Source organism: Ekhidna algicida (genome assembly GCF_051379705.1).
Lineage (GTDB): Bacteria > Bacteroidota > Bacteroidia > Cytophagales > Cyclobacteriaceae > Ekhidna.
This window is the reverse complement of the sequence record NZ_CP179868.1, coordinates 3,743,337-3,768,362: the sequence shown is the minus strand read 5'-3', so window position 1 is coordinate 3,768,362 and position 25,026 is coordinate 3,743,337. Positions and strand designations below refer to the sequence as shown.

Annotated in this window: 27 protein-coding genes and 2 tRNA genes; 7 read left to right on the top strand and 22 right to left on the bottom strand. The window is 36.9% G+C overall.

Going from position 1 to position 25,026, the window contains the following annotated elements:
- Position 1: 1 nt before the first annotated feature.
- From ACL8WY_RS17005 to ACL8WY_RS16995, 3 genes are read left to right on the top strand one after another with little or no spacing between them, the layout of a single operon-like run.
- Complete coding sequence (locus ACL8WY_RS17005; protein ID WP_436515958.1) at positions 2-1,354, top strand: amidohydrolase; 1,353 nt, start codon at positions 2-4, stop codon at positions 1,352-1,354.
- Positions 1,355-1,360: 6 nt separating this feature from the next.
- The gene (locus ACL8WY_RS17000; RefSeq protein WP_436515957.1) at positions 1,361-2,656 is read left to right on the top strand and encodes an amidohydrolase family protein; all 1,296 of its coding nucleotides are present in this window, start codon (positions 1,361-1,363) and stop codon (positions 2,654-2,656) included.
- A 30-nt stretch (positions 2,657-2,686) separates the two neighbouring features.
- Entirely contained in the window at positions 2,687-3,514 is an 828-nt protein-coding gene (locus ACL8WY_RS16995) for a patatin-like phospholipase family protein (RefSeq protein WP_436515955.1), read from the top strand.
- A 3-nt stretch (positions 3,515-3,517) separates the two neighbouring features.
- On the opposite strand, the gene ACL8WY_RS16990 is transcribed toward ACL8WY_RS16995, so the two are convergent.
- Positions 3,518-4,108 (bottom strand): hypothetical protein, encoded by a 591-nt coding sequence (locus tag ACL8WY_RS16990; protein ID WP_436515954.1) that lies wholly within the window; start codon positions 4,106-4,108, stop codon positions 3,518-3,520.
- An 82-nt stretch (positions 4,109-4,190) separates the two neighbouring features.
- On the opposite strand from ACL8WY_RS16990, the gene ACL8WY_RS16985 reads away from it, so the two are divergent.
- Positions 4,191-5,186 (top strand): hypothetical protein, encoded by a 996-nt coding sequence (locus ACL8WY_RS16985; RefSeq protein WP_436515953.1) that lies wholly within the window; start codon positions 4,191-4,193, stop codon positions 5,184-5,186.
- A gap of 35 nt (positions 5,187-5,221) precedes the next feature.
- On the opposite strand, the gene ACL8WY_RS16980 is transcribed toward ACL8WY_RS16985, so the two are convergent.
- From ACL8WY_RS16980 to ACL8WY_RS16950, 7 genes are all read right to left on the bottom strand, one after another.
- Positions 5,222-5,668, bottom strand: a complete 447-nt coding sequence (locus tag ACL8WY_RS16980; RefSeq protein WP_436515952.1) for a globin domain-containing protein — start codon at positions 5,666-5,668, stop codon at positions 5,222-5,224.
- Between the two features lie 9 nt (positions 5,669-5,677).
- Positions 5,678-6,028, bottom strand: coding sequence for a hypothetical protein (locus ACL8WY_RS16975; protein ID WP_436515951.1), 351 nt, complete (start codon positions 6,026-6,028; stop codon positions 5,678-5,680).
- Between the two features lie 241 nt (positions 6,029-6,269).
- Positions 6,270-7,220: a thioredoxin-disulfide reductase gene (gene trxB, locus ACL8WY_RS16970; protein WP_436515950.1), complete on the bottom strand. Its 951-nt coding sequence runs from the start codon at positions 7,218-7,220 to the stop codon at positions 6,270-6,272.
- Positions 7,221-7,328: 108 nt separating this feature from the next.
- On the bottom strand, positions 7,329-9,488 hold the full coding sequence (gene pnp, locus ACL8WY_RS16965; protein ID WP_436515949.1) for a polyribonucleotide nucleotidyltransferase: 2,160 nt from the start codon (positions 9,486-9,488) through the stop codon (positions 7,329-7,331).
- A gap of 82 nt (positions 9,489-9,570) precedes the next feature.
- Entirely contained in the window at positions 9,571-9,840 is a 270-nt protein-coding gene (rpsO, locus tag ACL8WY_RS16960; protein ID WP_436518074.1) for a 30S ribosomal protein S15, read from the bottom strand.
- A 38-nt stretch (positions 9,841-9,878) separates the two neighbouring features.
- Positions 9,879-11,570: an LptF/LptG family permease gene (locus ACL8WY_RS16955; RefSeq protein WP_436515948.1), complete on the bottom strand. Its 1,692-nt coding sequence runs from the start codon at positions 11,568-11,570 to the stop codon at positions 9,879-9,881.
- Positions 11,571-11,631: 61 nt separating this feature from the next.
- Positions 11,632-12,018: an START-like domain-containing protein gene (locus tag ACL8WY_RS16950; RefSeq protein ID WP_436515947.1), complete on the bottom strand. Its 387-nt coding sequence runs from the start codon at positions 12,016-12,018 to the stop codon at positions 11,632-11,634.
- Positions 12,019-12,158: 140 nt separating this feature from the next.
- Here ACL8WY_RS16950 and ACL8WY_RS16945 point away from each other — a divergent pair.
- Positions 12,159-12,232: transfer RNA gene (locus ACL8WY_RS16945), tRNA-Met, on the top strand.
- 300 nt (positions 12,233-12,532) lie between these two features.
- A complete protein-coding gene (locus tag ACL8WY_RS16940; protein ID WP_436515946.1) occupies positions 12,533-12,736 on the top strand; it encodes a hypothetical protein in 204 nt (67 codons plus the stop codon).
- A 61-nt stretch (positions 12,737-12,797) separates the two neighbouring features.
- Here ACL8WY_RS16940 and ACL8WY_RS16935 read toward each other — a convergent pair whose 3' ends face one another.
- Genes ACL8WY_RS16935 through ACL8WY_RS16915 form a run of 5 tightly spaced genes read right to left on the bottom strand, consistent with a single transcriptional unit; the run spans position 12,798 to position 15,340 of the window.
- Positions 12,798-13,655: a hypothetical protein gene (locus tag ACL8WY_RS16935; RefSeq protein WP_436515945.1), complete on the bottom strand. Its 858-nt coding sequence runs from the start codon at positions 13,653-13,655 to the stop codon at positions 12,798-12,800.
- 27 nt (positions 13,656-13,682) lie between these two features.
- On the bottom strand, positions 13,683-14,108 hold the full coding sequence (locus tag ACL8WY_RS16930) for a (4Fe-4S)-binding protein (RefSeq protein ID WP_436515944.1): 426 nt from the start codon (positions 14,106-14,108) through the stop codon (positions 13,683-13,685).
- Position 14,109: 1 nt separating this feature from the next.
- Positions 14,110-14,415 (bottom strand): GNAT family N-acetyltransferase, encoded by a 306-nt coding sequence (locus tag ACL8WY_RS16925; protein WP_436515943.1) that lies wholly within the window; start codon positions 14,413-14,415, stop codon positions 14,110-14,112.
- Entirely contained in the window at positions 14,396-15,034 is a 639-nt protein-coding gene (locus tag ACL8WY_RS16920; RefSeq protein WP_436515941.1) for a pyridoxamine 5'-phosphate oxidase family protein, read from the bottom strand. The genes ACL8WY_RS16925 and ACL8WY_RS16920 overlap by 20 nt, the downstream gene beginning before the upstream one ends.
- Before the next feature lie 3 nt (positions 15,035-15,037).
- Complete coding sequence (locus tag ACL8WY_RS16915; RefSeq protein WP_436515940.1) at positions 15,038-15,340, bottom strand: hypothetical protein; 303 nt, start codon at positions 15,338-15,340, stop codon at positions 15,038-15,040.
- A gap of 209 nt (positions 15,341-15,549) precedes the next feature.
- On the opposite strand from ACL8WY_RS16915, the gene ACL8WY_RS16910 reads away from it, so the two are divergent.
- Positions 15,550-15,624: transfer RNA gene (locus ACL8WY_RS16910), tRNA-Pro, on the top strand.
- Positions 15,625-15,699: 75 nt separating this feature from the next.
- Here ACL8WY_RS16910 and ACL8WY_RS16905 read toward each other — a convergent pair.
- The 9 genes from ACL8WY_RS16905 to ACL8WY_RS16865 form a co-directional block, all read right to left on the bottom strand.
- Entirely contained in the window at positions 15,700-16,932 is a 1,233-nt protein-coding gene (locus ACL8WY_RS16905; protein ID WP_436515939.1) for a tyrosine-type recombinase/integrase, read from the bottom strand.
- A complete protein-coding gene (locus tag ACL8WY_RS16900; protein WP_436515938.1) occupies positions 16,925-17,188 on the bottom strand; it encodes a hypothetical protein in 264 nt (87 codons plus the stop codon). The genes ACL8WY_RS16905 and ACL8WY_RS16900 overlap by 8 nt, the downstream gene beginning before the upstream one ends.
- A 117-nt stretch (positions 17,189-17,305) precedes the next feature.
- Positions 17,306-18,700 (bottom strand): hypothetical protein, encoded by a 1,395-nt coding sequence (locus ACL8WY_RS16895; protein WP_436515937.1) that lies wholly within the window; start codon positions 18,698-18,700, stop codon positions 17,306-17,308.
- Complete coding sequence (locus ACL8WY_RS16890; RefSeq protein ID WP_436515936.1) at positions 18,654-19,040, bottom strand: hypothetical protein; 387 nt, start codon at positions 19,038-19,040, stop codon at positions 18,654-18,656. The genes ACL8WY_RS16895 and ACL8WY_RS16890 overlap by 47 nt, the downstream gene beginning before the upstream one ends.
- A 476-nt stretch (positions 19,041-19,516) precedes the next feature.
- Positions 19,517-20,527 carry an SIR2 family protein gene (locus ACL8WY_RS16885; RefSeq protein ID WP_436515935.1) on the bottom strand — a complete coding sequence of 337 codons (1,011 nt, stop codon included), beginning with the start codon at positions 20,525-20,527 and terminating at the stop codon, positions 19,517-19,519.
- Positions 20,528-20,534: 7 nt separating this feature from the next.
- Positions 20,535-21,425 carry a hypothetical protein gene (locus ACL8WY_RS16880; RefSeq protein ID WP_436515934.1) on the bottom strand — a complete coding sequence of 297 codons (891 nt, stop codon included), beginning with the start codon at positions 21,423-21,425 and terminating at the stop codon, positions 20,535-20,537.
- A complete protein-coding gene (locus ACL8WY_RS16875; RefSeq protein WP_436515933.1) occupies positions 21,425-23,770 on the bottom strand; it encodes a hypothetical protein in 2,346 nt (781 codons plus the stop codon). The genes ACL8WY_RS16880 and ACL8WY_RS16875 overlap by 1 nt, the downstream gene beginning before the upstream one ends.
- Entirely contained in the window at positions 23,760-24,002 is a 243-nt protein-coding gene (locus tag ACL8WY_RS16870) for a hypothetical protein (protein WP_436515932.1), read from the bottom strand. Before ACL8WY_RS16870 ends, ACL8WY_RS16875 begins: the two co-directional genes overlap by 11 nt.
- A gap of 538 nt (positions 24,003-24,540) precedes the next feature.
- Complete coding sequence (locus ACL8WY_RS16865; protein ID WP_436515931.1) at positions 24,541-24,921, bottom strand: response regulator; 381 nt, start codon at positions 24,919-24,921, stop codon at positions 24,541-24,543.
- Positions 24,922-25,026: the final 105 nt, after the last annotated feature.

Here is a 25,026-nt window from a genome sequence, read left to right as displayed (position 1 = left end):
CATGAAGAAAATAAATATAATCATAGCCATATTGTTGACTGTCACCTTTGTGGCCGCTCAGGAAAAAGGCAGTGTACTTATTAAAGGTGGAACGGTTTTGACTATCACCAATGGTACACTTAACGATACAGATGTCCTGATAAGAGATGGTAAAATATCGAAAATCGGCAAAGGACTAAGCGCTCCCAGTGGAGCAAAAACTATCGATGCTACTGACATGTTCGTAATGCCAGGAATCATAGATGCGCACTCACATCTAGCATTAGATGCTGTAAACGAAGCAACCAATCCTGTTACTGCTGAAGTTTGGGTAGGTGATGCATTGGATCCATTGGATGTTGGCATCTATCAGGCATTAGCTGGCGGAGTGACATCCGCGCACGCGATGCACGGATCTGCCAATGCTATTGGCGGACAATGTGAAACGGTGAAGTTTCGATATGGAGAGATCGATCCTGAAAAAATGAGAATGGCAGGTGCTCCGCGTACAATCAAATTTGCTTTAGGAGAAAATCCAACAAGAGTACATGGAAGTGGAAATGGCATCCAACCTCGTACACGGATGGGTGTTGAACATGTAATTAGAAGTTCTTTTCAGAAGGCTAAGGAATACATGGCTGCCTGGGATAAGTATAATGCAAAAAAGAACGACAAACGATTTAAAGGGAAAGCTCCAGCTTATGATTTAAGGATGGAAACACTCGCTGACATTCTACGTGGTGACATCATCATACATTGTCATTCATATCGTGCAGATGAGATTTATATGCTTATGCAGGTTTGTGAAGATTTTGGAATAGATAAACTAGTGTTTCAGCATGTAAACGAAGGTTTTAAAGTAGCTCCTGAGCTGGCCAAGTTTGGTGCTGGTGCATCTGTATTTGCTGACTGGTGGGCGTACAAATTTGAAGTGTATTATAGCACAGCTTACAATGCAGCTATTCTTACTAAGAATGGTGTAACCACTTCGATCAATTCAGATTCTGGTGAACTTATTCGTCACCTGTACCATGAGGCCGCCAAGTCTCAAAAATATGGTGGATTGACTAATGATGAAGCGCTTTCACTTATCACCATTAACCCTGCCAAGCAACTCGGCATTGCTGACCGAGTAGGATCTTTGGAAGAAGGAAAAGAAGGTGATGTGGCGATTTTCAAGAATCACCCACTATCCATTTATGCAATCCCAATGATTACAGTTGTTGATGGGATGGTTCGTTTCGATCGAGAAAACGACTCAGCTGACATGCGTCTCTATCCAGATCCGGAAGAAAAAATTGATGTGACATTTTGGGAAGCCGAAGATCACGATCGATGCATGGCGAATACAGAATTTTTGTTCACTGATAAATAAGATATCATGATAAAGAACATAAAAAACACATTGACCTTAGTACTTGTCGTTTTAGCCGGAGTAGCCTTCGGTCAGATTCCAAGTGCAGAGACGGGCACCTTTGCATTAACTAATGCAACTATAGAAACAGTAACAAACGGAACCATCCAAAATGGAACCGTAATAATTTCCGATGGCAAAATCGCTGAAGTTGGATCCAACGTGACCGTCCCTCAAGGGGCAAAAACAATTGACTGTTCAGGCATGACCATCTACCCTGGAATGATTGATGCCGGAACACAAGTTGGACTCATTGAAGTAAGCTCTGATCCTCGAACCAGAGACAATAATGAGATCGGAGAAGTCATTCCTCATATCCAGGCATTAACCGCGGTAAATCCAAGCTCTGCAATTCACCCGGTAACTCGTGTGAATGGTGTAACTACAGTGCTCACCCTTCCATCCGGAGGCTTGTTTCCGGGAACTGCAGCGTTGATTGATTTACATGGATACACGCCCGATCAGATGTATGCCGGGTTCAAGGGAGTTGTTTTAAATTTCCCTGCAACCGGTAGAAGAGGACGATGGGACAGAAGATCTGATGAGGACATCAAGAAAGCTGCTGAGAAAGCATTGGAGCAACTAAACGATGTGTGGGCCAAAGCGGTACAATTCCACAAGATTGACTCGGCTACCAATGGAAAAGAGCAGCCATACTATCCTGAAATGGAAGCACTACTTCCTGTAGTGCGAGGTGAAATGAAGTTGCTGGTCAACGTAAATTCATCCAAAGACATCATGGAAGCGATTAAGTGGATCGATGAAAGTGGCGCGAATGCTATCCTTTGTGGTGTATCTGAGGGATGGAGAGTTGCTGATGAGATAGCTGAAGCTGGAATACCTGTGATTACAGGCCCAGTTTTGAGCAATCCAACCAGAAATTATGATCGTTACGACCGTCCATATGCCAATGCTGGAGCATTACAAAAAGCAGGAGTAAAAGTGGCTATTCGTACCAATGAAGTAGAAAATGCTCGAAATCTTCCATATCATGCCGGCTTTGCTGCAGCATATGGAATGGGTAAAGAAGAAGCTTTAAAAGCCGTAACTATTAATCCAGCAGAGATTTTTGGTGTAGCAGATATGTATGGATCAATTGAGAAAGGTAAAGTCGCTAACTTATTTGTTACCGATGGTGATCCATTTGAAACCAAAACTCAAGTGAAATATGTGTTTATCAAAGGTTGGAATATTCCAATGATCAGCAGACATACACAGCTCTATGAAGAATACCTAAATAGAGCTCCAGGAGTTGAGAAATAAAGTTTGAAATAACTACAATAACTGAACCCCTTGGGATACTTTTCCAAGGGGTTTTATTTTCATAACAATGCAGTACACTATTTTAGAAGAATGATTAGTAATAGTGAAAAAAAATATCAATTAGGAATTGCACTCGGGGGTGGTGGAGCACGAGGCTTTGCACATTTGGGCATCTTTCAGGCGCTATACGAAAAAGATATAAGGCCAGATATTATATCAGGAGTAAGTGCTGGAGCAATAGCTGGAGCATTTATTGCCTCTGGTCATTCACCTAAGGAAGCTTTTGATATAATCAAGCAATATAAGTTCACTGGAATTTCTGAATTTAACCTACCAAAAACAGGTTTGCTTAGTTCGTCTAAAATGAAATCCGGGCTTTTAAAAAAAATTCCTGTTGAAAAACTTGAAGATTTAGACATACCTCTAATTGTTTGCGTAAGCAATATGCTTGATGGAAAACCAGAGTATATGACTGAAGGGCCTATCGCAGATATAGTTCAAGCATCAGCATCCATTCCTGTTTTATTTAGCCCCGTAAAACTCAATGGAAAGCTTTATTCAGATGGAGGAATCTTTGATAATGTCCCTATCAAAGTTTTAAAGAATAAATGTGAAAAGGTAATTGGAGTAAGCATCAGCCCCATTCAGGAAATTGATGAGTTAACTAGTCTAATTCAGGTATCATCTCGAATGTTTCAACTGGCAGTTAACAGAAGTAAAGAGGAGCTAGAAAGCCAATGCGATATTTTTATTGAACCTCTTGATTTGTGTAACTATGATATTATGGACACAAAACACGCTGAAGAGATTTTTGAGATTGGCTATAAATTTGCAAAAGAATTAGAAATAGATCTTTAGAAGCTACTCATTTATTCGATATCTAATTCCTGTTTTCAATGACCATTGCTGGTTTAGAAAAACATCACTAAATTCTTCAAAACTAGAAGTTGTGTTTCGGAATATGGCATTTGCCCCAATCCCTATTGTTTGAGTAATATTCAACTTACTGTTCAATTTTAGAAGAATACCTGCACTTGCGCTAAGAAACATATTATTGTCAATTTGCTCAATCTCATTCACTATGAAAGAATTTGAATTAACATCAAATACCTGCGAGTTCTGTACATCCTTTATCCTCTGTACGATAAAATCGAATGAATGAAACATGTTCCACTTGGCCTGTCTTCCATGAATGTAATTTTCATATCCGAACGCTAAACCGGTGAGCTTTAGAGGGGTTCGTTCAGCAATTTGATCGCCAAAAGAGTAAAGCAAAGCAGGTCCAACGCTCCATCCATGGTCATTAAAATCAAATCTCAATGAGGGCGAAATTATAAACGCATCTTCTTTATCTAGCTTATTGAAACTTATCTCATAGGCTGCAATTTCTTGGGCAGTCAATTGCATAAATGAAGTAAGACAAAACATAAAAAGTGCAACATTCTTTTTCATACTCAAATGTATAAAGGTAAAATGATCTCAGGCGTCACAGGGGTGACATTCAAATCATAGTTAATCATAATACCTTTGACTTATGAGATATATAGTAACTCTCCTATTACTTATAATCCTAGGATGCAAAGAATCATATGACGTTCCCAATCATACTCCTGGCGTTGTTAGGATATTTGACAATTTATTGATGACTGCCTACGGAGAAGGAGGACTCATTATTTCCAACGTAAATACAGGAGAAATCATTACCCAAGTATTCCCACCACAAGGAATGAATAGTATTGATGATTTTGACATGGATGGTAACCTCATATTCGTGCTTGATTCAAGAGGAAGAGATTATATAGCCGTTTTTTCATTTGATGGAATCAATACGAGCTTAGTTGCAGATCCGATAGCCGTGGAAGGAGGTCCGTTTAATGGAGTTTCGGCCTCTAATGGAAACTTAGTTGTTTCCGGAGGTACAACATTTCTAAATCGATTCAAGTATTCAAGCAAAGGAAAGATTTTCGGAGCTGTGTCTTTTGGGCGCGACAGAGGTCACCCAGATGTATTGCTATCCGATGATGGCCAAGCAGCATTCATCTCAACTGACTTTGATGGTGGGGTCAATGGATTTGGGGTTACATCTTTATATATCGGCGATCGATTACAAATACCATTTATTCTATCTGAACTGCGAATTCTAGAGTCAGGAATCACCACTGGTGTTACGGCACCTGTAGGTTTTCCAATTCAAACTGCAATTTATAATGACAACTTAATTGTTGCCCACGGAGGTGGATTGACTATTATAAACTTGATCGAGGGTCACATATTTGGATCTAATTCAAACATAGATATCGGTATCAGTGGGATTTCCCTTGCTATTGATGATAACATAGCCTATGTGATAGGCTATCAAGGAGAAATCCCTACGCTAGTAACAGTCGATCTTTCAGATATAAGCAATCCTCCTACGGTAAGTACGACAAGTTTGTTCACGGATGGTAGTATCCCTACATCAATAGCGGTAAGTAATACCGAAATCTACATTGCGGCCGGAGCGGCCGGATTATTGATTCTGCCTAAATAATTATCGCCGCACATTATTGGCAGAAAATACAATCACTATTTATTGAATAGTCTTTTGAATAGTGATCTTTTTCTCACCTTTCGCTGATCAGGCGCATTGATCATAACCCCAGCAATATAACTCAGAGCACTATCCCAGGCCTGCAAAGCGGTAGTGTTATCTCCTTCAATCGCTTCATCTATTGTAATTAAAAGTGCCTCTTTTACATAACCATATTCCTCATCTTTAATCTTAAGCTTACGATGTGTTCTACCAAGATCTTCAACAGCTTCTTTAATGTCTTCAAGACGATCGAGATTTCCAACAACAAACCCTAATGTATAGGCCAATTTTTCACTTTGCTTGGTTAAGTCTTGTGGAAAATAACGTTTTGTCTGCGGTGCGATTTCAAAAAGCTTCCCATAGAAGCATGTGATGAGATCCTTTTCTTGTGAAACTTTCTCCCAAGATGAAGTAATCGCTTCAATTTGTTCTGATGTCATATCTATATTTTATAGTTTAAAAAAATTCCTTAGCTGAGCTCTAATGCTCTTAAAATTCGCTTGAGTGCCTTCCATAAAAGAAAAACTTCCTAAATCCCATAGCTTTGTGTTTACAGATGTTGCCTCATCCAAAACTTGTTCAGGCATATCCATTTTATACATCCTTAAGAGATACCATCTTAGAACGAACATTTCATCTGCTCCCCACTTTGTGCTTTTTCCAATATAGTAGGCACTAAATTTTGGATTGACTTCCAATAATTCTGGCATAGCTCTCGCCACCAGTGTACTCCACCCAATCGGTGAAATGGTTTGAATCAGCCATCCTTTAATTAACAAGGCATTGTATTTTATTTCCATGGTAGCACTTCTCCTTCAGTGATATTTCTTTACAACTTTGAAGAATTTTAAAGAACTCTTTCATTTGCTTCTGCAAGTTGATCTAAACAGTAGGATGGCCACAAAATCAGTAGGTGTACAATTGGTTTACTAAATCAATTTGGACAATTTTTAAGGCTAAATCATATACTACGCATCGGTTTTAGGGCACAAAAAAAACCCTGAATTTCTTCAGGGTTTCTATTTTTTCTTGTGAAGCGTACTATGCTTCTAGCATTTCTACTTCTTTTTCAGCAATCCACTTTTCAGCATCAAGAGCTCCCATACATCCGCTTCCGGCAGCAGTAACCGCCTGGCGATATATTTTATCTTGAGCATCCCCAGTTGCAAACACACCTGAGATATTTGTTTTAGAAGTTCCAGGGATAGTCTTAATGTAGCCTTGATCATCCATATCAAGCCAGCCCTTAAATATGTCAGTATTTGGCTTGTGACCAATTGCGACAAAAAATCCCTGAGCATCTATTACTCTCTCCTCCCCTGTCTGAGTATTCCTTACTTTCACTCCATTGACCTCTTCATCTCCCAATACTTCACTTGTCTCTGTATTCCAAAGAATTTCAATGTTTGGTGCATTCTTCACCCGTTGCTGCATGATTTTGGAAGCGCGCATTTCATCACGTCTAACCAACATGTATACTTTATTTACAATTTTTGAAAGATAACTGGCTTCTTCGGCCGCTGTATCTCCTGCCCCAACAATTACAACATCCTGTCCCCTAAAGAAGAAACCATCACACACTGCGCACGCTGACACACCTTTACCGTTCAATCGTTGCTCACTTTCAAGACCTAGCCATTTGGCTGAAGCTCCTGTGGAGATAATCACTGATTCTGCTTCTATCTCAGTTTTTTCATCCACTGTTACTTTATGTGGCCATCCGCTGAAATCGACAGATGTTATCATTCCGCTTCGTACATCAGTGCCGAACCTCTCAGCTTGTTTCTGGAAATCAACCATCATTTGTGGCCCCATTACTCCTTCCGGATATCCAGGATAGTTTTCTACATCATTGGTGATGGTAAGCTGACCGCCAGGCTGGCCGCCTTGATACAAAACTGGTTTCATACCTGCTCTCGCTGCATATACAGCAGCTGTAAATCCAGCTGGTCCAGAACCAATGATTAATACTTTTACTCTTTCTGTTGACATATCTTTATTTATAATCTCTTTTACAAAAAAATGGTGCTCTTAGCAGAACACCATCTTATTAGCTTTTGTGCCACAAGGGCTTATAAAAAATCTAAAGTGTCCTTTAGCTTACTCTTCGGTTTTTTCTACCTCCTTCTCTTCCCTTGGAGGTCGAGGTAAAAGTACTTTTCGTGAAAGCTTGAATTTTCCTGTTCGCTTATCAATATCAATAAGTTTCACCTTGATCTCTTCTCCTTCTTCCATCACATCAGCAACGTTTTCTACACGCTCCCATTTGATCTCAGAAATATGAAGCAATCCATCTTTACCCGGAAGGAATTCTACAAAGGCTCCGAATGGCATTATTGACTTCACTTTGCCATCGTATACTTCTCCAACTTCTGGTTGTTGTACGATTGCTTTGATTCGTGCCATAGCATTGTCAAGCGAATCTCCATCAACTGCGAAGATGCTCACTTTGCCACCTTTCTCATCCTCTTCAATATTGACAGTTGCACCTGACTCTTTTTGAATTTCCTGAATGATTTTTCCACCTGGTCCAATCACAGCTCCAATTAACTCTCTATCAATTCTCAACTGCTCCATTCTCGGTGCATGTGACTTCAGTTGAGCACGAGGCTCAGTAATCGTCTTAGCCATTTCACCCAGTATATGAAGTCTTCCTTTTTTTGCTTGCTCTAGCGCTTGTGAAAGTACATCATAAGACAATCCATCCACTTTGATATCCATCTGACATGCTGTAATACCTTCGCTGGTACCAGTAACTTTGAAGTCCATATCTCCTAGATGATCTTCATCGCCAAGAATATCCGATAGGATGGCGTACTTTCCTGATTCGCTATCAGAAATCATTCCCATAGCAATTCCAGAAACAGGACGTTTCAATTTGATCCCGGCATCCATAAGTGCAAGTGTACCTGCACAAACTGTCGCCATCGAAGATGAACCATTTGATTCCAAAATATCGGATACAACACGGATCGTGTATGGATTTCCTTCGTCCTCAGAAGGGATCATCGGCTTAAGTGCTCGCATTGCAAGGTTTCCGTGACCAACTTCTCTACGTCCGGGACCTCTATTTGGTCTTACTTCACCGGTAGAAAAGCCTGGGAAGTTATAGTGCAGTATGAATTTGTTGTAGCCAGAGAACATCGCTCCGTCGATCATTTGCTCATCAAGCTTAGTACCAAGCGTTACTGATGTCAATGATTGAGTTTCACCTCTAGTGAACACAGCTGATCCATGAGCTGAAGGAAGATAATCTGCTTCAGACCAAATTGGTCTGATCTCGTCCGGCTTTCTACCATCAATTCGTTCCTGAGAATCAAGAACAAAGTTTCTTATTGCTTCTTTTTCAATATCGTGGAAATACTTTCCAAGTAAGAAGTCGTTCATCTCTTCCAATTGCTCCTCAGAGAATTGTTCGATGTACTCATCATATACTGCTTTGAAAGCTTCTTTTCTTTCTGATTTGTTAGGATTCTTCTTTGCGGCTACATCATATAACTTTTGATATACTGCCTTATGCATTGAAGCTTTTAGCTCCTCATCCTTTGGTTCATGATCGAAAGTACGTTTTTCAGTTGTTCCAGCTTCTTTAGCCATTTCCAATTGAACAGCACATTGAACCTTTATTTCTTCATGAGCAATCTTAATGCCTTCAAGCATTTCAGACTCATCCACTTCTTTGGACTCCCCTTCAACCATCATGATGTTGTCAGCGGTTCCTGCTACTATTAAATCTAAAGTTGACAGGTCTCTTTCCTCAGGGGAAGGATTAACCTTATATTCTCCATCTATTTTGATAACACGTACTTCAGAAATAGGCCCATCGAATGGTATATCTGAAACTGAAAGAGCTGCAGATGCTGCCAGTGCTGCTAACGAATCAGGCATGACATCCTTATCAACAGAGATAAGTGATATAAATACCTGTGTATCTGCATGATAGTCGGAAGGAAAAAGTGGTCGTAAAGCTCTATCAACTAATCGGCAGATTAGTACTTCATAGTCAGATAGTCTTCCTTCTCTTTTCAAAAAGCCGCCAGGAATTTTTCCAGCGCCTGCGAATTTTTCTTGATAGTCTACAGAGAGTGGCAAGAAATCCACGCCCTCTTTGGCTTCTTTTGATGAAACCACGGTTGCCAAGAGTTTGGCTTTTCCCATACTAACAACAACAGATCCATCTGCCTGCTTTGCAAGCTTTCCTGTTTCAATGGATACTTCCCTGCCGTCCGATAGTTGGAAGGTTTTAGTAATTACGTTCATAATAAGTTAATAATAAGGGCACGTTTTGCCCTTAGGTGTTTACAATCAAAAAAGGGAATCAGAAATTTGATCCCCTTTGTTTTTATTTTCTGATGTTAAGCTTCGCGATGATGCTTCGATATCTTTCGATCTCATTCTTGTGAAGATAGTCAAGAAGTCTTCTTCGCTTACCTACCAATCTTAAAAGACCCAATCTTGATGCATGGTCTTTTTTCTGAGTTTTTAAATGGTCTGTCAGATGGTTGATTCGGGTTGTGAACAACGCTATTTGAGATTCAGGAGATCCTGTGTCTTTCGCTGACTTTCCGTGCTCTTTAAAAATTTCTTCCTTTTTTTCTTTTGCTAGATACATTCTAAAATCGTCTACCTCTTTTAATTTGAAGCGCAAATTTACGCTTTGTTCTTATTCCGAGCAAATCTACGCTTAAGCTTTTCGATACCTATGCGATACGCATCTATTTCAAATATTCTAGCATCAACTCTTGCTTGCCTTAAAAAGAACAAGCCAAATGGCAATAATATGGCATCAGACATCCATGCAGCTATAATTGGATCCATGGCACCTTCTTTTGCCTGCTTCTCTCCAATACTGGAAAAAACATAATAAATTATAAAGAAGAAAATAGCAATAATTGTAGGAACGCCTAATCCGCCTTTTTTTATAATTGCTCCTAGTGGTGCACCTACTAAAAACATAAGTATACAAGCTAATGCTTGAGCATACTTTTTTTGCATTTCTATGGTATAAAGATTTGCATTCTTTTGATATTGATATAGCCGAGTTTTAGCAGAATTAATATTAACCTTTACACTTCGAGCTCTATTTAAAGCCTCCGGAAACGTAAGTCTTCTACTCTTGTGCACTTCATCCAAGTAGTAATCTAAGTCCGACCACTTAAGGGTGTCCAAGCTATCACTCGCTATTAGCGATTTATCATCGATATTTTTTAAAACCAATTTTTCCCGGATGGGTTTTAAATCTTCTTTTGGGAAATTTCTAAATCGCTGAGGGGTCTTTTCAGATATAACCGTATCCCGACTCAATTTCTCATCCTGAGGATTATCGATTTCCTGAGTCTGTCTACTTACCAAAAATGATGGAATCAGTGATGCCTCTATAGGTTCTACATCTCTTAGCTGCTCCTCTTCGTGTATTAGCTCTTTTCTTTTATTTATTTCTTCCTTATTCTTGAAATGAAAGTCAAAATACCGCCCTGATGTCTCGATGAAATTCGCCTTTTGCTTAATAATCATATGTTGAAAAGAATCAATGTCCATCGCCAACTCACTGATATTTTTCATTTGTCTGTTATTCTGAAAGAGTTCTTCTTTTCTCCTTTTGAGGTCAAATGAAGCTAAGCTGAAAACCATATCCATTTTATTGTACTCAGTTCTATAAAACCTATCAATTGAAGATTTAGAAGTAGCTTCTTCGGAATAGTAATGCCCTCTATAAAGTTCAAGCTTGAGGTAGCGATCATCCATGATAGTATACATAAGACTTGAATCGGCCATGATGACTGTTTTATTCCCCCTGCCCATGGTGTGGTCATAAATAATTACATCCAGAAGTGTTCTCCCATCGGGCAACTTGTCCTTTGCCTTGATGCTATAATTAGGGATACCACTGTAAAAAGCTCCAGCCTTTATGTCGAGAGCGGGTTTTGTATGTTTTATATCATACAACAAGCTGTATGCTTTAAGATTGGCCGCAGGTATTGTATAATTGTTAAAAAAGTAAGCTCCAATAGAAAGGACAAATACAAAAAGAAAAATAGGACGGAGCGTTCTAAGAAGTGATATGCCTGAACTTTTTATTGCTGTTAGCTCAAACTGCTCGCCAAGATTACCAAAAGTCATTAGAGAAGCTACAAGCACTCCTAGTGGCAATGCTATTTGAAGCATGTTCAGTGAAAAATAGAAGAGTAATTCCGCGAAAACAGAAAAGCCTAAATTTTTACCAACAAAATCATCGAAATATTTTAATAGGTATTGAACTAATAAAATAAAGTTGGAAACTGCTGTGGTTAGCAGAAAAGGGCCAATAAAGGATTTGAGCATTAATACATCCAACTTTCTCATAGACTAGCAAAATTAGAAAATTGGAAGGTAGCAAGAAAGGTACCAATCTTGGTTTTCAGAATTAGCCTCCCACAATTTCTTTTAGGTCGTGAATAAGCGATTCCCATAGCTCGCTTGCTTCCTCATCATCCATATCGGAGTAGTCTGTAATGCGGACATAGACCGATTGAGTTAATTCATTCATATCAATTTTAAACTCAAAATAATTGCTATCATCATCGTCTTCATCCACAACATCGAAACGCACATGATGATTCGTTCGATTGGATGTGAGTTTAGCCTTTGTTTCGTCTCCATCCCAGATGAATGTGTAAACTTTGTCTTCATTGTTTATGTTCACATCATCAGCAAACCACTGGGCTAAACCAGATGCAGTACTGAAATAAGGATATAACATCTTCTTTGATGCATTGAACTCAAACTCTCCTACATATTTGTGCTTAGCCATACGCTTTTAAATTTTTGATAAGGTAAAAAAAAAATCTATTTCGACAAGCCCATGTTGAAAAAGAAATCTTTTATAGATTTGCGTTCCTTTTTGAGATATGTATCCTGATCTGGATGATAATTAATCTCAAAAAACATGATGGCGAGGTAGCTCAGTTGGTTAGAGCGTCGGATTCATAACCCGGAGGTCGGGAGTTCAAATCTCCCTCTCGCTACTCTTTTTAATTCTTCACCTTTTTTAAAACTGACCTGAAAAGACTTAAGTCAATTTAGGCTTCCTCAACCTAATTCAAATCATGAGGTAGCTCAGGCTACGCGCCCCGGTTGGTTAGAGCGTCGGATTCATAACCCGGAGGTCGGGAGTTCAAATCTCCCTCTCGCTACCTAATTATTTGTTTTTTCATACTGATTCTGGAAAATAAATCAACATTAGTAATTGTTCACCTTATGTATACCCTGGCATTTTGTCATCAGTTTTTAGAGCATTTATTCTTGTATAAATGAAAGGCCAGATTATGAATACTCGTAAAAAGCAATTACTTAACAAAATCGAAACCACACTGTACATCGTTATTGTTGTCACGATGATAACTGATGTATGGAGTGGCCAGACTCATCCGGTTATTTTTATTTTCTCAACAATCGTCTTGATTGCCGGTATGATAGGGATTATCTCCATTGAGCTTGTCAAACTTAAATGGAAGCAGAAGCAGCGTTAACAGCAAGGATAGATATAAGCATGGAATGGAAGCCTGAAAGAAAAGAGTTACTCATCGTTGCTCAATACTCCCTTTTGAAGGCCTCCTTATCCACTTTCTGCAAGTGATATGGGTCTATCTCAGATACGGCTCGTTCATTTATTTTTTCAAATAAATGATGGCTTTCAATAATCTTTATTAGTCCTGGATTTTTAGATACAAGAATTATGTAATAAAAATGCACTTGTACCTCCTGCTCTGTAAAGTGAGATTTCACAATATTATAGTAAAAGCCAGGGTCGTGACTTTTGTTCTTAATGAAAAACAAAAGCGCTTTGTAATTTTCCAGGTAATGCTGAAAGGTATTTTTGTAGCCTTCAAAAACTGCTATGAAGGTGTTTTCAAAGGATTCATCTGAAAGGCTTAGAGCTCCAGCATCTGCTTTCCTTCTCTTTTTCAGTTTAGCAGTCTCCTTTTTAAAATCCACATACAGCTCATCGAATGCATTCTGAGATTTCGAACTTGCATTGATCTTGGTATTTCTGATATGATTTGCAGCGTTGATATGAAAGTTTAACAATTGAAAAAAAGTATTCTCAAACTGTTGAATTGCAATTGTCTTGGACTGATCTTCCATGATTTTTCTACTTTCATGGAGTTCCATTCTCTGTAAAACAAGTTCCCTTTTTTGGTAAATAAGCGCCAAAAAGAAAAGTATAACTCCTGCTAGTGCCCATATGGAGCCAACTGTACCTCCCAAAAATTCGCCAGCCATTCCAAAAACTGTTCTGTCCTGCCAAACTTCGGGGCTAAATCCATCAATTTTCACAATAAAGATGTAACACAGCCAAAGGCCTAAGCCTATGGCTATAAAGGCACACGTGGCTAATAGGTTGGCAAATATGTCTCCCCAGTTTAGATTAGGTTTTGTGAGTTTCATGTTTGTTTGCTGGTTTTAAATAGGGAATTATCCTTCAAAATCAATCGATTTGTGACTTCCATCACAGTATGGCTTATTGGAAGAAGCACCACATCTACAAAAAGCGGTTACACGATGTTTAGCTGTTTCTGATCCATCATGATTCTTTACTTTAATGTTTCCATAAACCATAAGTGGTCCACCTTTGGTGACCTCTACAATTTGCTCGTCCTCAATTTGATCTTGCTTGTCAGTGTCATCATTTAGTGTATATGATAGGGCACCCGAAGGGCATTTATCAATCTGATCTTTTATGGTCGCATCGGCTGCGCCATTAACATTTACCCAAGGTCGTTCTTTAGGATCAAAAACATCAGAAAGTCCTTTGTAGCAAATCTCCGAATGAATGCACTTTTCAGGCTTCCAGATCACAGTCAGATCATCGCTTTTATATTCTTTAACTTTTTCTGCCATATTACAATTTAGCTCCTTCTGCTAATAATTGTTGGAAATCAGCTTGATGATTTTTTATAAATGACTTGACAAATGGGCATAAAGGAATGATTTTAATATTCGCTTTTTCAATCAAATCTAAAGACTCTCTCACCAATTTATGTCCTACACCTTGTCCTTCCAATTCATCTGGCACCTCGGTATGAATAAGGTACATAGCCCCGCTTTTACCAATTTTATAATCGATAAATGCAATCGAATTATCAAGAGCTAGTTCGAAACGATTTTCTTCTTTGTTGTTTACTGTTTTAAGGCTTGCCAAATCCATCCACCAATTGTTTAACATACGCTGGAATTGACTGACGATCAACTAATTGAGCATCAGTTTGAGGAGATCCATATTTTTGCTCAACGGGAATAACGCCACACCATGGAGCATCTTCATCAAGTTTCATATTCACATCTCCGGTTCTCACTTTTGCGGCAGCATTTTCAAGCGATAAGCTAGCAATTTTCGTGATGAAAATTTGCTCATTAGTTGGCTCTCCAATATCCGCTATTCTACCTGGAATGTATCTATCAGTAAACAAGTTGAAAAACTTTCGTTTCTCTTCCTGATCAACTATTTCCTTAGCTTCAGAAAAGCCAACAACAGAGCGATAATTGAAGGAATGATCAAAAGCTGTTGGTGCCAGAACCAACGCATCCATATGAGTAATTGAAAAGCTTACTTGCTGACCGATTATACTATCTATGAATTTACTTTTTGACGAGGCATGTACATAGATATTATCATCAACCCGTGCAAATCCTGTAGGGATTTGATGGGCGATACCCTCTCTTATAAATGCAACATTACAAAAAAGACCCTCATCAATTATTTGATGCAAGGTCTCCATATCATTTGTTCCTCGGCTTGGGTATCTGGATGGTATGGTATTCGCCATATGTTAAGTGAGGAGAATGAGTAGCAATAAAATGATAATTATCGCTCCGATGGAAATAGATACTTTGCTATCAAGACCGGCTTGTTTTAGCTCTTTTTTGATTTCCTTCAATTCTACTTTCAACTCTACTTTCTCTTCTTTATCCATTTCGGAGAAATCCATCTCCCATATCTCCTGAACCCGATTCTGAAGTTGTTCTACACGTTCTTTGGGGTCGACCTCCTTCTTTGGATCAGTCTCGGTAGCAGAAGCCAATAAGGTTATCGCAAATGCACAGATAAAAAATAGATATTTGATTTTTTTCATAGCTCAAAAGTTTATGATTGATAATTCCATAAAACTAGCTGAAATCAACCTAATCTCATTGGCGTCAAAAAGGAATAATCATCCGTTAAGAATATTGGAATATTAAATGGAAAAAAAACTAATTGAATGCTGAATTTTAATCATTGAATTTCTACATTTGCGTTCCATTTTGAAGAACGTAGTTCTGAATAATGGTTTTTTTTGTTTTTCGGGGTATAGCGCAGTCCGGTTAGCGTACCTGCTTTGGGAGCAGGGGGTCGTAGGTTCGAATCCTACTACCCCGACAAAATCAAGCCACTTTTATAGTGGCTTTTTTTATTGGTGTTAAGTTTTGGTGTCAAGCTTTCATCAAAAAACGCTCAAATATTGAACATTGTCGAGCCTCTCATAGATTCAACAATCTTCTCTTGGCCCACATAATGATCTACTTTTGTTACGTCTGATTTATGGCTATTTAAAAATCTTGCTTTATCTCCAAGCAATTGAATTTCTCTCGTAAGCTTTGTCTTTCGTAAATGCTTAAATGCAATGCCTTCTCTCCCCTCAATTAGTTTCCAATAATGAGCAAAGCCCCAAGATGCTTGCTTTCTTAGTGTCTCCCTATTTCCATGGTTTGGAACCAATATGTAGTCTTCATCTTCACCCCTAGTCATTCCTGCTAAAAAGGCCGCTATGTCCTCTGTAATGAACGTAAACTCATAATTAGTAGTAGTCCTTTGAAGTCTATTAATCTTCTCATTGGGAGCCTTAATAAAATTCTCATGAACATGTTTCCATTTGAGCTGAAAAACCATACTTGGTCGGGCTCCAGTATATAAACCCAGTAGAATTGAATCCTTCAACCATTCTCTGTAATAGTTTCTCTTCTCCTTTCCTTTAGTTCCAAACCCATTTTCAGGTTTAATTGCCTCCAACAATTCTGAAATCTCTTCTTCATAAATTATTTGAGGATTTCTCTCTATTGGTTTAAGAATGACCCTTTCAAATGGATTATCATCTATCCATCCATTTTTAGAGAAGTATCGATACATTCTTTTGAGCGTCTTCATGAAATTATTATAACTATTTGAAGCATAATCCTGCTCAATGAGATACTCATGAAATAACCCCACCACGGAACTATTTATCTCAACATGTGCATAGTTGGGCTTAATCCCATTTCTTTTTAAGACAACAAGAAACTTATTGATTGTAGCAAGCTCATCTGAGATATACTTTTTAGATAACTTTTTCTTTTCATGTTCAGGAACATCACAATCATGGATATGATCAATATATCTATCAACACATTCTTTAAGAACAGTAGGAATCCTCTTAGTCTTCAAGGTTTCAGGTAAAAGGTAATAGTTGTTTTCCTCAAGTCGCTTTTTAAACTCAATATGCTTCTCACAAGCAACTCTAGGATCGTCCGTATTCCAACTACGAATTATATTAGTTTTTTGACTGTTTGGATTCCAAATTCTGGAGTGATAGGTCAATCTGCAATTCTTTCCTGCTTTAGGACATTTACCTTTGAACGCTCTTTTATGTTTGTTGCACCAAATGTAAAGACCAGGAATTCGATAGAGCATTGGAAGCTTAAGTCTATTCATGATTTAGCTCCTCCCCAAAGTACCGACACAACTCATCATTTGAAACAAAAGTTCTTCCGTGTCTTCTTATCAATTCTAATTCGCCAGATTTCTCTAATTGATATGCTTTTGCACGCGACATAATTTTCCTCTTTTGGAGTTCTTGTAGACTCCATACTGGGAAATCAATTTGCTGATTATCTTTAATAATTGAGGAACGAATTTTATCCACTTCCACCTCTAGTAATTTAACTTTTTCTTCTAAATACATCTTCATCTCAACCCCACTTTTTTTGGCTAAAAAACTATCTTTTTTGCATCAATTCTGAATCCTTAAACACCCCCCCTGCTTGGATTTATTGATACCCAGGGGGGCGGTTAGGTGGGTATAAGTCTACCCTAGAAGATTAATATCGAATGTCACATCTAATTCTCTCTTTTTGAAAGAATCTTTGATCATTTTAATCATATAATCAGCTTCGCTTTCTGTCGTCAATACTCCATCATGAATGGTTAAGAATAGAACATCTAGACCTCTCTCCTTCTCAACCTGAATCATTACCTCATCAATCATGATTTTAGCTTCTTTCTTCTGAAGATCTATTGCCAGTTTTGAATGATCTTTATCCTTGTAATCAACAATAAACTGAGTTATTTCAGGAAAGTGTTTATACATAGCTCCTTTTATTCTTGATCCTCTATCCTTACAATAAAAGAAGTATTCAAAAAATTGCTGTTTAAACTTATCTCTGGAAATAGAAAGTTCTTCAGCAAGAAGTTCATAGAACTTCCCATCAGAAGTATACTCTCTGAATTTTGCCAATTCCAACTCATTAACATCTACATTTTGCAGCAGTATGTTCAAAAGGTGAATTTGACAGTTTTTAATATCAATTAAGACTAATTTTTCGTCTGATCCTTTCAATCTTAAAAAGCTTCTTAGACGTTTTGACATCCTAGTAATATTGGAATGAAGTCGTCCTGAAGTATCATCTTTGAAGGCCACCTTTCTCTTATTAGAATTGAAAGTACCATACGCTATGTAATCATGAAGAAACTTACCAATGTCATATCTTGAATTATCATTCCGGACGTACTTTAATCCAAAATCATTTATTACCGGTTTTAAGTCTATCTCGGAAAAACTATTTATAAAAGTTTTGTACAATTCTGGATTAATCCCATCACTAGTTGAGTTCAAAAACTGTATATCATTAGAGGGATTATTATAGGTATTGTTAACAGCTAAAGAATTATCATCATTAAATAGTGAGTACTGATATTTTTCTTCACCGCTAATTGAACCGCCAACATTGTTATCATCAATAAACAGCTTAACTATATGCTCAAGACATATGGGATCTAACTCAAGCCTCTCAAGTTGCTTCTCCTGGTATTCGCAGTTTCTTACAGAAGAGACGCTATCCACATTATTTTCTGATGTTATATCTATAAGAGGTAAACTCAAAGCGAATTGAGGCGTCAGCCTATAGCCGTAACACTTTTTATATCTAATGAAGTAATCTCTCTCAATTATACCTGCTTCCAAAAGATCATCGACAATTTCGGTTGAAATTGCTGGGCTCAACTTCCTTTGAAGAAATTCAGCTCTAATTGGAACAAATGCAAATGGATTGGCCTTACTCTTCGGATCTAAAAATTGAAGCTGTGAAATTAAGTCAATCACAAACTCATACTTCTTCTTTCTTCTTCGATACTTTTTATTATCAATTAATCCACAATCATCTACTAGGATTTTCCTTAAATCTATATTCCGTCTTATCAACATCACTACCTTTATTTAAATTAAACATTATGATTGACCTTAGAAGTCTACTTACTGTCACATCGTACTTTCTTGAAATAAGTAAAAACTCATCTCTAAGACTTTTGTCCGATCTTAGTTCAATGATTCTGGATTCCCCGTCACGAGCAGCCTTATCAATTATTATCTGACGATCTTTGGAGAAATGAAACCATACGATTATCAATGAAGATAGGCTCAAGCCCATCTCTCTTGCTTTCCTCTCAGCCCTCTCTTTATCCGAGGGACTTAACCGTATTTTTACTCTTCGGTCTTTCATGACTACATCTAGACAATAATGTGGCCAATGTACACTATTTGCCATTATGGCAGCATTATCCAATGAAATCAGGAAATAATGTCATACATTTCCTGCCAAATATACCCACAATACTGTCATTTTGACATGTTATCATTTGGGTGTTGTGCCCCTTTACATGGATATATCTTCAACGGGAAGATGTTTTTGACAAATGATTTAATAGCGTTTATCATGAGTCAAAAAAAATAATTAACATTCAAAAAACTCGTCAATTCGACCAAGTTGAGATTTTCCAAATTGAGAGAATTCACCCGTTGCAGGTTCTACAAGAGATCAGGAATATAGAATCTTTCAGATAGCACTTTAAGAGTCTTCGCATGAATGCTAGATTATCTCAAGAAGCGCTTACCTTGGTTGGCTTTTAGTGCAAATTACAAGATTTGAAAGACGTGTTAGAAGTCCCACATTAAGCAATAAAGGCTATTGCAGATGGTTTAAGGGATTCTAGTATACTAGGGGAACTTGCACACAAAAGGTTATTAATATGAGTTCTTCAAAATTTTAAATATGAAATGAGGCACCTCATCATGCGTTGTTGCATGAACCAATATACCTGCCTCAAGTATCTTATTGTATTCAGAGTTAGATTCGGATCGACTATTATTGAATGCTTGAGCATCATCTTTGTTTCCAAAACTTATTACTGCTAGTCCAAAAGGATTTTTTCTTTCTAATTTATGGCTTTCATATATTTCCTGTCTTACATTTTTAAGTAAGAACTTAATATCCCTAATTAGGGTTTGTGGAGAAACTCCTATAGAAATGAAGAATTTCCTCTCATAAAAATCTCTCTTCTTTTTATTAATAAAGCCCCTATCATAAGCCACATCATCAAATTCATCCTGAGAGAAAACAATGTCGTCTGTCATCTCACCAAGATCCCCAACAAGTTTAGCCGTTTTATCAGGTAAATAACCATGAACATGAAGCACTTCAACATCGTTATCCCTCTCTATTAGGCTGTTAAGGCTCACAATACTGACGTCGGTTCCAATTGTTGAAAGATACCATTCCAAAATACAATCAAAATTATAAGTAAGGACCTTGCTAACTCTTCCTCTTCTCTGCCTTAAACAAAGTGAAGAAATTGCTATCAGTAAATTCTTATTGTTGGCTACAGTACTAAAATCGAAAAGAACACCATCGTATAGTAAATCTTTTACAGTCTCTAGATAAGAATCTCCAAGTTTATCCTTTGCTTTTTGTGTATACTCTTTTAGAATACTACTATTAGTTTCGGAAGTAAATTTCCATGAATCAATATCTTTTGCAAGTTTATCGGGATCGGTTCCATCCTTTATGTCTTTGTCAATACCTGTTTTCTGCATCAATTCATTTACAAGATTGACCCAGTTTTTAAGACCAAACCCAGATGAAGCACCAGCACCTAACACAACACTCAGTGTTCCTCCATCCAAATGTGATGAAACTATATCTTTTAGCTGATTTTCATTTACAGCGTTAATATCGGGGCCAAAAAAGGTATCCATAAGTTTGTTAGTCTACTTCATCTCCACTTGTGAATCCTTCTTCAATACTATCAATGCTTTGAAGAAATTGAAAGACTAACGGGAACAGATTAACTGTCTTTTTAATCTTTCCTTTCTTTATCCAGAATTTATAATTTCCCATTATGTCAAACTTTACCGTAATTGAATTTCCTGAAATATGGAAAAATTCAAGCGTAATTGAAAGATGGGTTATTTTAATTCGAATTCTATCTAATTCGGATTTTTCGTCAACACTTTCAAGATTCTTCTCTATTAAGGATGATCTACTTTCGTACTCAGCTTGAGTAGCATACAAAATTTTCAAGACCTTACTTTTTACTGGGTTCTCTCCTTCTAGGATCATCTTTTTTGATCCCTCTTTGAACTCATCTATTGACGAAAGAAATCTTGCTATATCAATCTCAAGTCCATGATTCAATAGAAATGTATTACTATCATGTTTTTCCAGAAATCCGAAAAGCTCTTCTAGTTTGGGCTTAAAATATTTTGTTCTTTTGAATGTACTTTCAAATAACTGGTGACGATCAACTTCCATTTTTTTATATGGAAAACTGGCGAAATAGTAATCCCCCCATTTACTCTTAATTTCACCCATGTACATATCATACCTATAGTACTTATCACCATCAGAATTCTCCCTACCCTTAACAAGATTATCTCTTAATAGAACTTGTTCACCCAAAACTGCAGGTATCTCAACTTGCAAATGAAAAAAATCATGATCTTCTGATTCAACCTTTTGATAGACTGTACTTGAATCAAAGGAATTTATGAGATCATTAATGGAATCATGAGAATTTGATTTGAAAACAAGAGTATTATAAAAATGACCATCTTGAATTGCGGATTGTCCTAATAAATCTACAAGTTGTGCCATTACTTAATATTATATGAACCTAATATACTAAATATCCAAGCTGATTCATACTCTTCATCAATTGATTCCTTACCTCTAATCAACCTTGTTAATAAGTCAAATACAAATCCAACTTTGCTATGAACCTCACTTTCAGCTAATCCTAAAAATTCAATTGAGTAATAGTTCTCGTTACCGTCAGTATCCTTAAAAATTCTATCTCGATTGAATTTGGTATCACCATTTTTTATAAATTCCTGAAAGTCAACTGAAAAGAACTGATAAAACATGTCTACAACTACAATACAATTCTTAAACCTCTCTTCTAGGTCTTTCATATCCCTAGAATCTTTGTCCTGATTAATAACACTTTGAATGAATTCTTTCGGCAATGCAAAATCCTCAATGTTCTCAGATTTACTAACCAACGTGCTAAGACTTAAAAGTGAAGATTCGAATCTTATTGAAGGGTTTGCTTTCTTCTCTTTTAATGCTATGATGAGTAAAGTTCTAAGTACGTAGTGTTTAGTTTTTGCCTGAACAATGGGCATAGTTGACCAAGAAGTCCATATAGCAACTAAATAATCATTTAGTTGCTCGCAATAAACATACTTGTAATCAAGTACATGAACAAACATCTCTGAAATATCTCTATAGTGATGATCCTTCCAGTCCTCCTCAAATTCACTTGGACTTGGAGCATGTAGAGGCCTTCCCAACCTTGTATCAGCTTTGTAACTCTTATTTTTAACTAAATCCCATGATTTACTAAGAGAGCCTAATGCCTTTGCCTTGATGCAATAGTTAAATATGATATACACAAAAAAATCATAGTTAGTATCAATAAGCTTATCCAAATCTGACTTTTGAATTGCTCTTGCACTAATTAGCTTTCTGTTAATTTCATATACTCCATCGATATTCTTCTCTATCCATTTCTCATATGAAATGTCTATTTCTCTCGGTCTAATAAGTTTATTTAGAATTACCCTAACATGACCATGAATGATTTCATGAGTATAATTTATAATATGCCACTTAAGAGACGAGGATGATACCAAGGTTTGTAGTGCACAAGCAACTGAAAGCTCATACTCTCTAAAACCTAATCGACCAGAAAAGAAAGGCATTCTCATAAAAAAACCGGTATCATTCTTTTCTAAATGATCTCTAGAATTACTTAGAGTCTGAAAAGTATTGGATTTTTCAGCTTCTTTTTCCCATACAATCTGGCTATGCATTTCTGGAAAAAATGAATTAATTAGCGAGTCCAGGCTAAAGGGGATATCATTGTAAAGTTTAACTCCACCCCAGATTGTATTAGTTCTATTTTCTTTTTTTAGATCAACTTCTTCGAATGGAATGTTTGCAAAAGCAATTTCCATTTGCAACAAAAGTTCTTTTAACCCATTCATGGCGTGCCCTAAACCAAGCAGAGAATGTCTTCTGATAATTCCTACATGATCAAGAATTGGAACCGCTCCACAAAAGCTTTGATTATAAACATATGAAATAGATGAGCTAAACTGGATTAATCTACCTAGCTTTTCATTCTTTATTGAGTTTATTTGATCAACTGTAACTGAAGGCAGATTTGATCTGATAATATTTAGAGTCTCTTCGAAAGATAAAGATCTCTCTATTTCAAATTGATTCTGAAATCTCTCTAAAAGGTCATCCGATGGTGTCGCCTTAGGATCGCTGAAAAGAAATTTCAAATCGTCTATAAGTAGTTTAACTACACCAAATATTCTCTTAAAGAACTCGAAATAGTGAGGAGAAAATCTCTTAGAACCAGCAAGTATTTTATTTGCAGAAATTGTAAACTCAGAAATGACAAAGTTTATATCTGTTGATAAATACTCACTTACATCAATATCAATTGACTTTGGCTCAAATGACGCAAAGACTTTTGCTTCCTTCTGCTCTATCTTGCCATTTTCATCTGTTATCCATTCTTCATACGCAAAGAAATTATCTTTGCTCTCATTTTTTATGAGTGAGTTGATATCGTCAATCAAAGTGTTTTGATGATCATCAATTACTATAATATTCGCAAGTCCAAGTGAGTAATAAATTTGATTTGACCCTTCTAAACCAAACTCAGATATTATCACTTTTAAAATCGGATGAAGGTTAGATACATAGTAAAAAGCAACCCTCTTATTAAGTATTGTTTCAATCATATCAACTCCATTTTTAAATGGAGTAAATATTGGACTAAATATCCCAAACTGGTGTCCATCGAATTTGATTGGATCATTTATGGATATTGAAAGAGAGGCAGTATCATAACTAGGGTATGAGTCCTCTTTTCCGTCTACAACAAGAAATAGTTTGTGAATTTTATTCCTTTTATCCTTCATCCTCAGAGATCAATATCTGATCTCCGGTATCAGGATCATTTTGCATAATACCGATTAGCTTACCTGTATATCCAGATGATTGTGTCTCTGTTCGAATTACGTCCTGTTCTTGAGGTTCAGCATTGCCCATCCCATCTTCATGAGTAATGTAGGCTGGAGTTGGAATACTGGATCCCCCGAAAATTTCAGCGGACTCACTCCATTGTGTTGTTATTTGCTTAACAAAAGGCATAGCTTTCTAAAAAAGGACTGCAAAGATACAACTTTCAAACCAACAAGCAAACTTGTAATTTTCAAAATGTGTGATAATTGAGTCAGATTGGTGATAATTTATTCAATTTCTATAAAGAACAGTCTAAGCTAATTATTTTTTTTCAAATAACGCATTAAATACATATGCAGTTTATTTTATTATTATGTTGTCCATTGTAAATAAACTGTATGTTAGAAACATAAGTTTAATTTGAAATATTAAATTAAGATGCAATGAAAATGGGTGTTTAGTGATAGTGTTAAGTTTACGTTGTCAATTAAAATCAATAAAATACAGTTCAATTTCTCAAGTATTTATAGATCATCCACTTGCGTTTATAAATGATTTGATTCAACTGCTTTGGGAGCAGGGGGTCGTAGGTTCGAATCCTACTACCCCGACTTAAAAAGCCTTCATACGATGAGTATGGAGGCTTTTTTGTTTTGTGGTCGAGTAATTTGAAAAGTGTACAAATTGAAGAGCTGACACTTCCAAACACGAATAAGTTGAATTATCTTTAACTGAAGGTAGCTAAAAAATCCATAGATAGAGGTTTGGTAAGAAATTCCTTAACAATCGATGAGGAACGTGCTTTTTCTTTATCAAAAGGATCAATTGAAGAACTTAATACATAGAGTTCTAGTTGTGCTTTGATATTAAGCTTTGGAAATACATCTAGAAACTCCCAGCCATTCATTACTGGCATATTTAAATCCAGTAATATGATCAATAGGTCATTAGACGTGAAATTAGTTTCGCTAAAGTACTGATACGCCTCTGCTCCATTTGAAAAGTTTATCACCTCAAAACCCTTCAGTGAACGTTGAATTGAAAAGGTATTGACTTTATTAATTAGCAAATCATCATCAATCAATGCAAAGATCTTACGATACGACAAGGGTGGATTAGTTGGGTGAATACCTAAGTTAAATATTTATCATACTTAAAACTAAGAGCAAGTGATGATTTTAATCATATTAATCCTGATAATGCGTCTCCAATC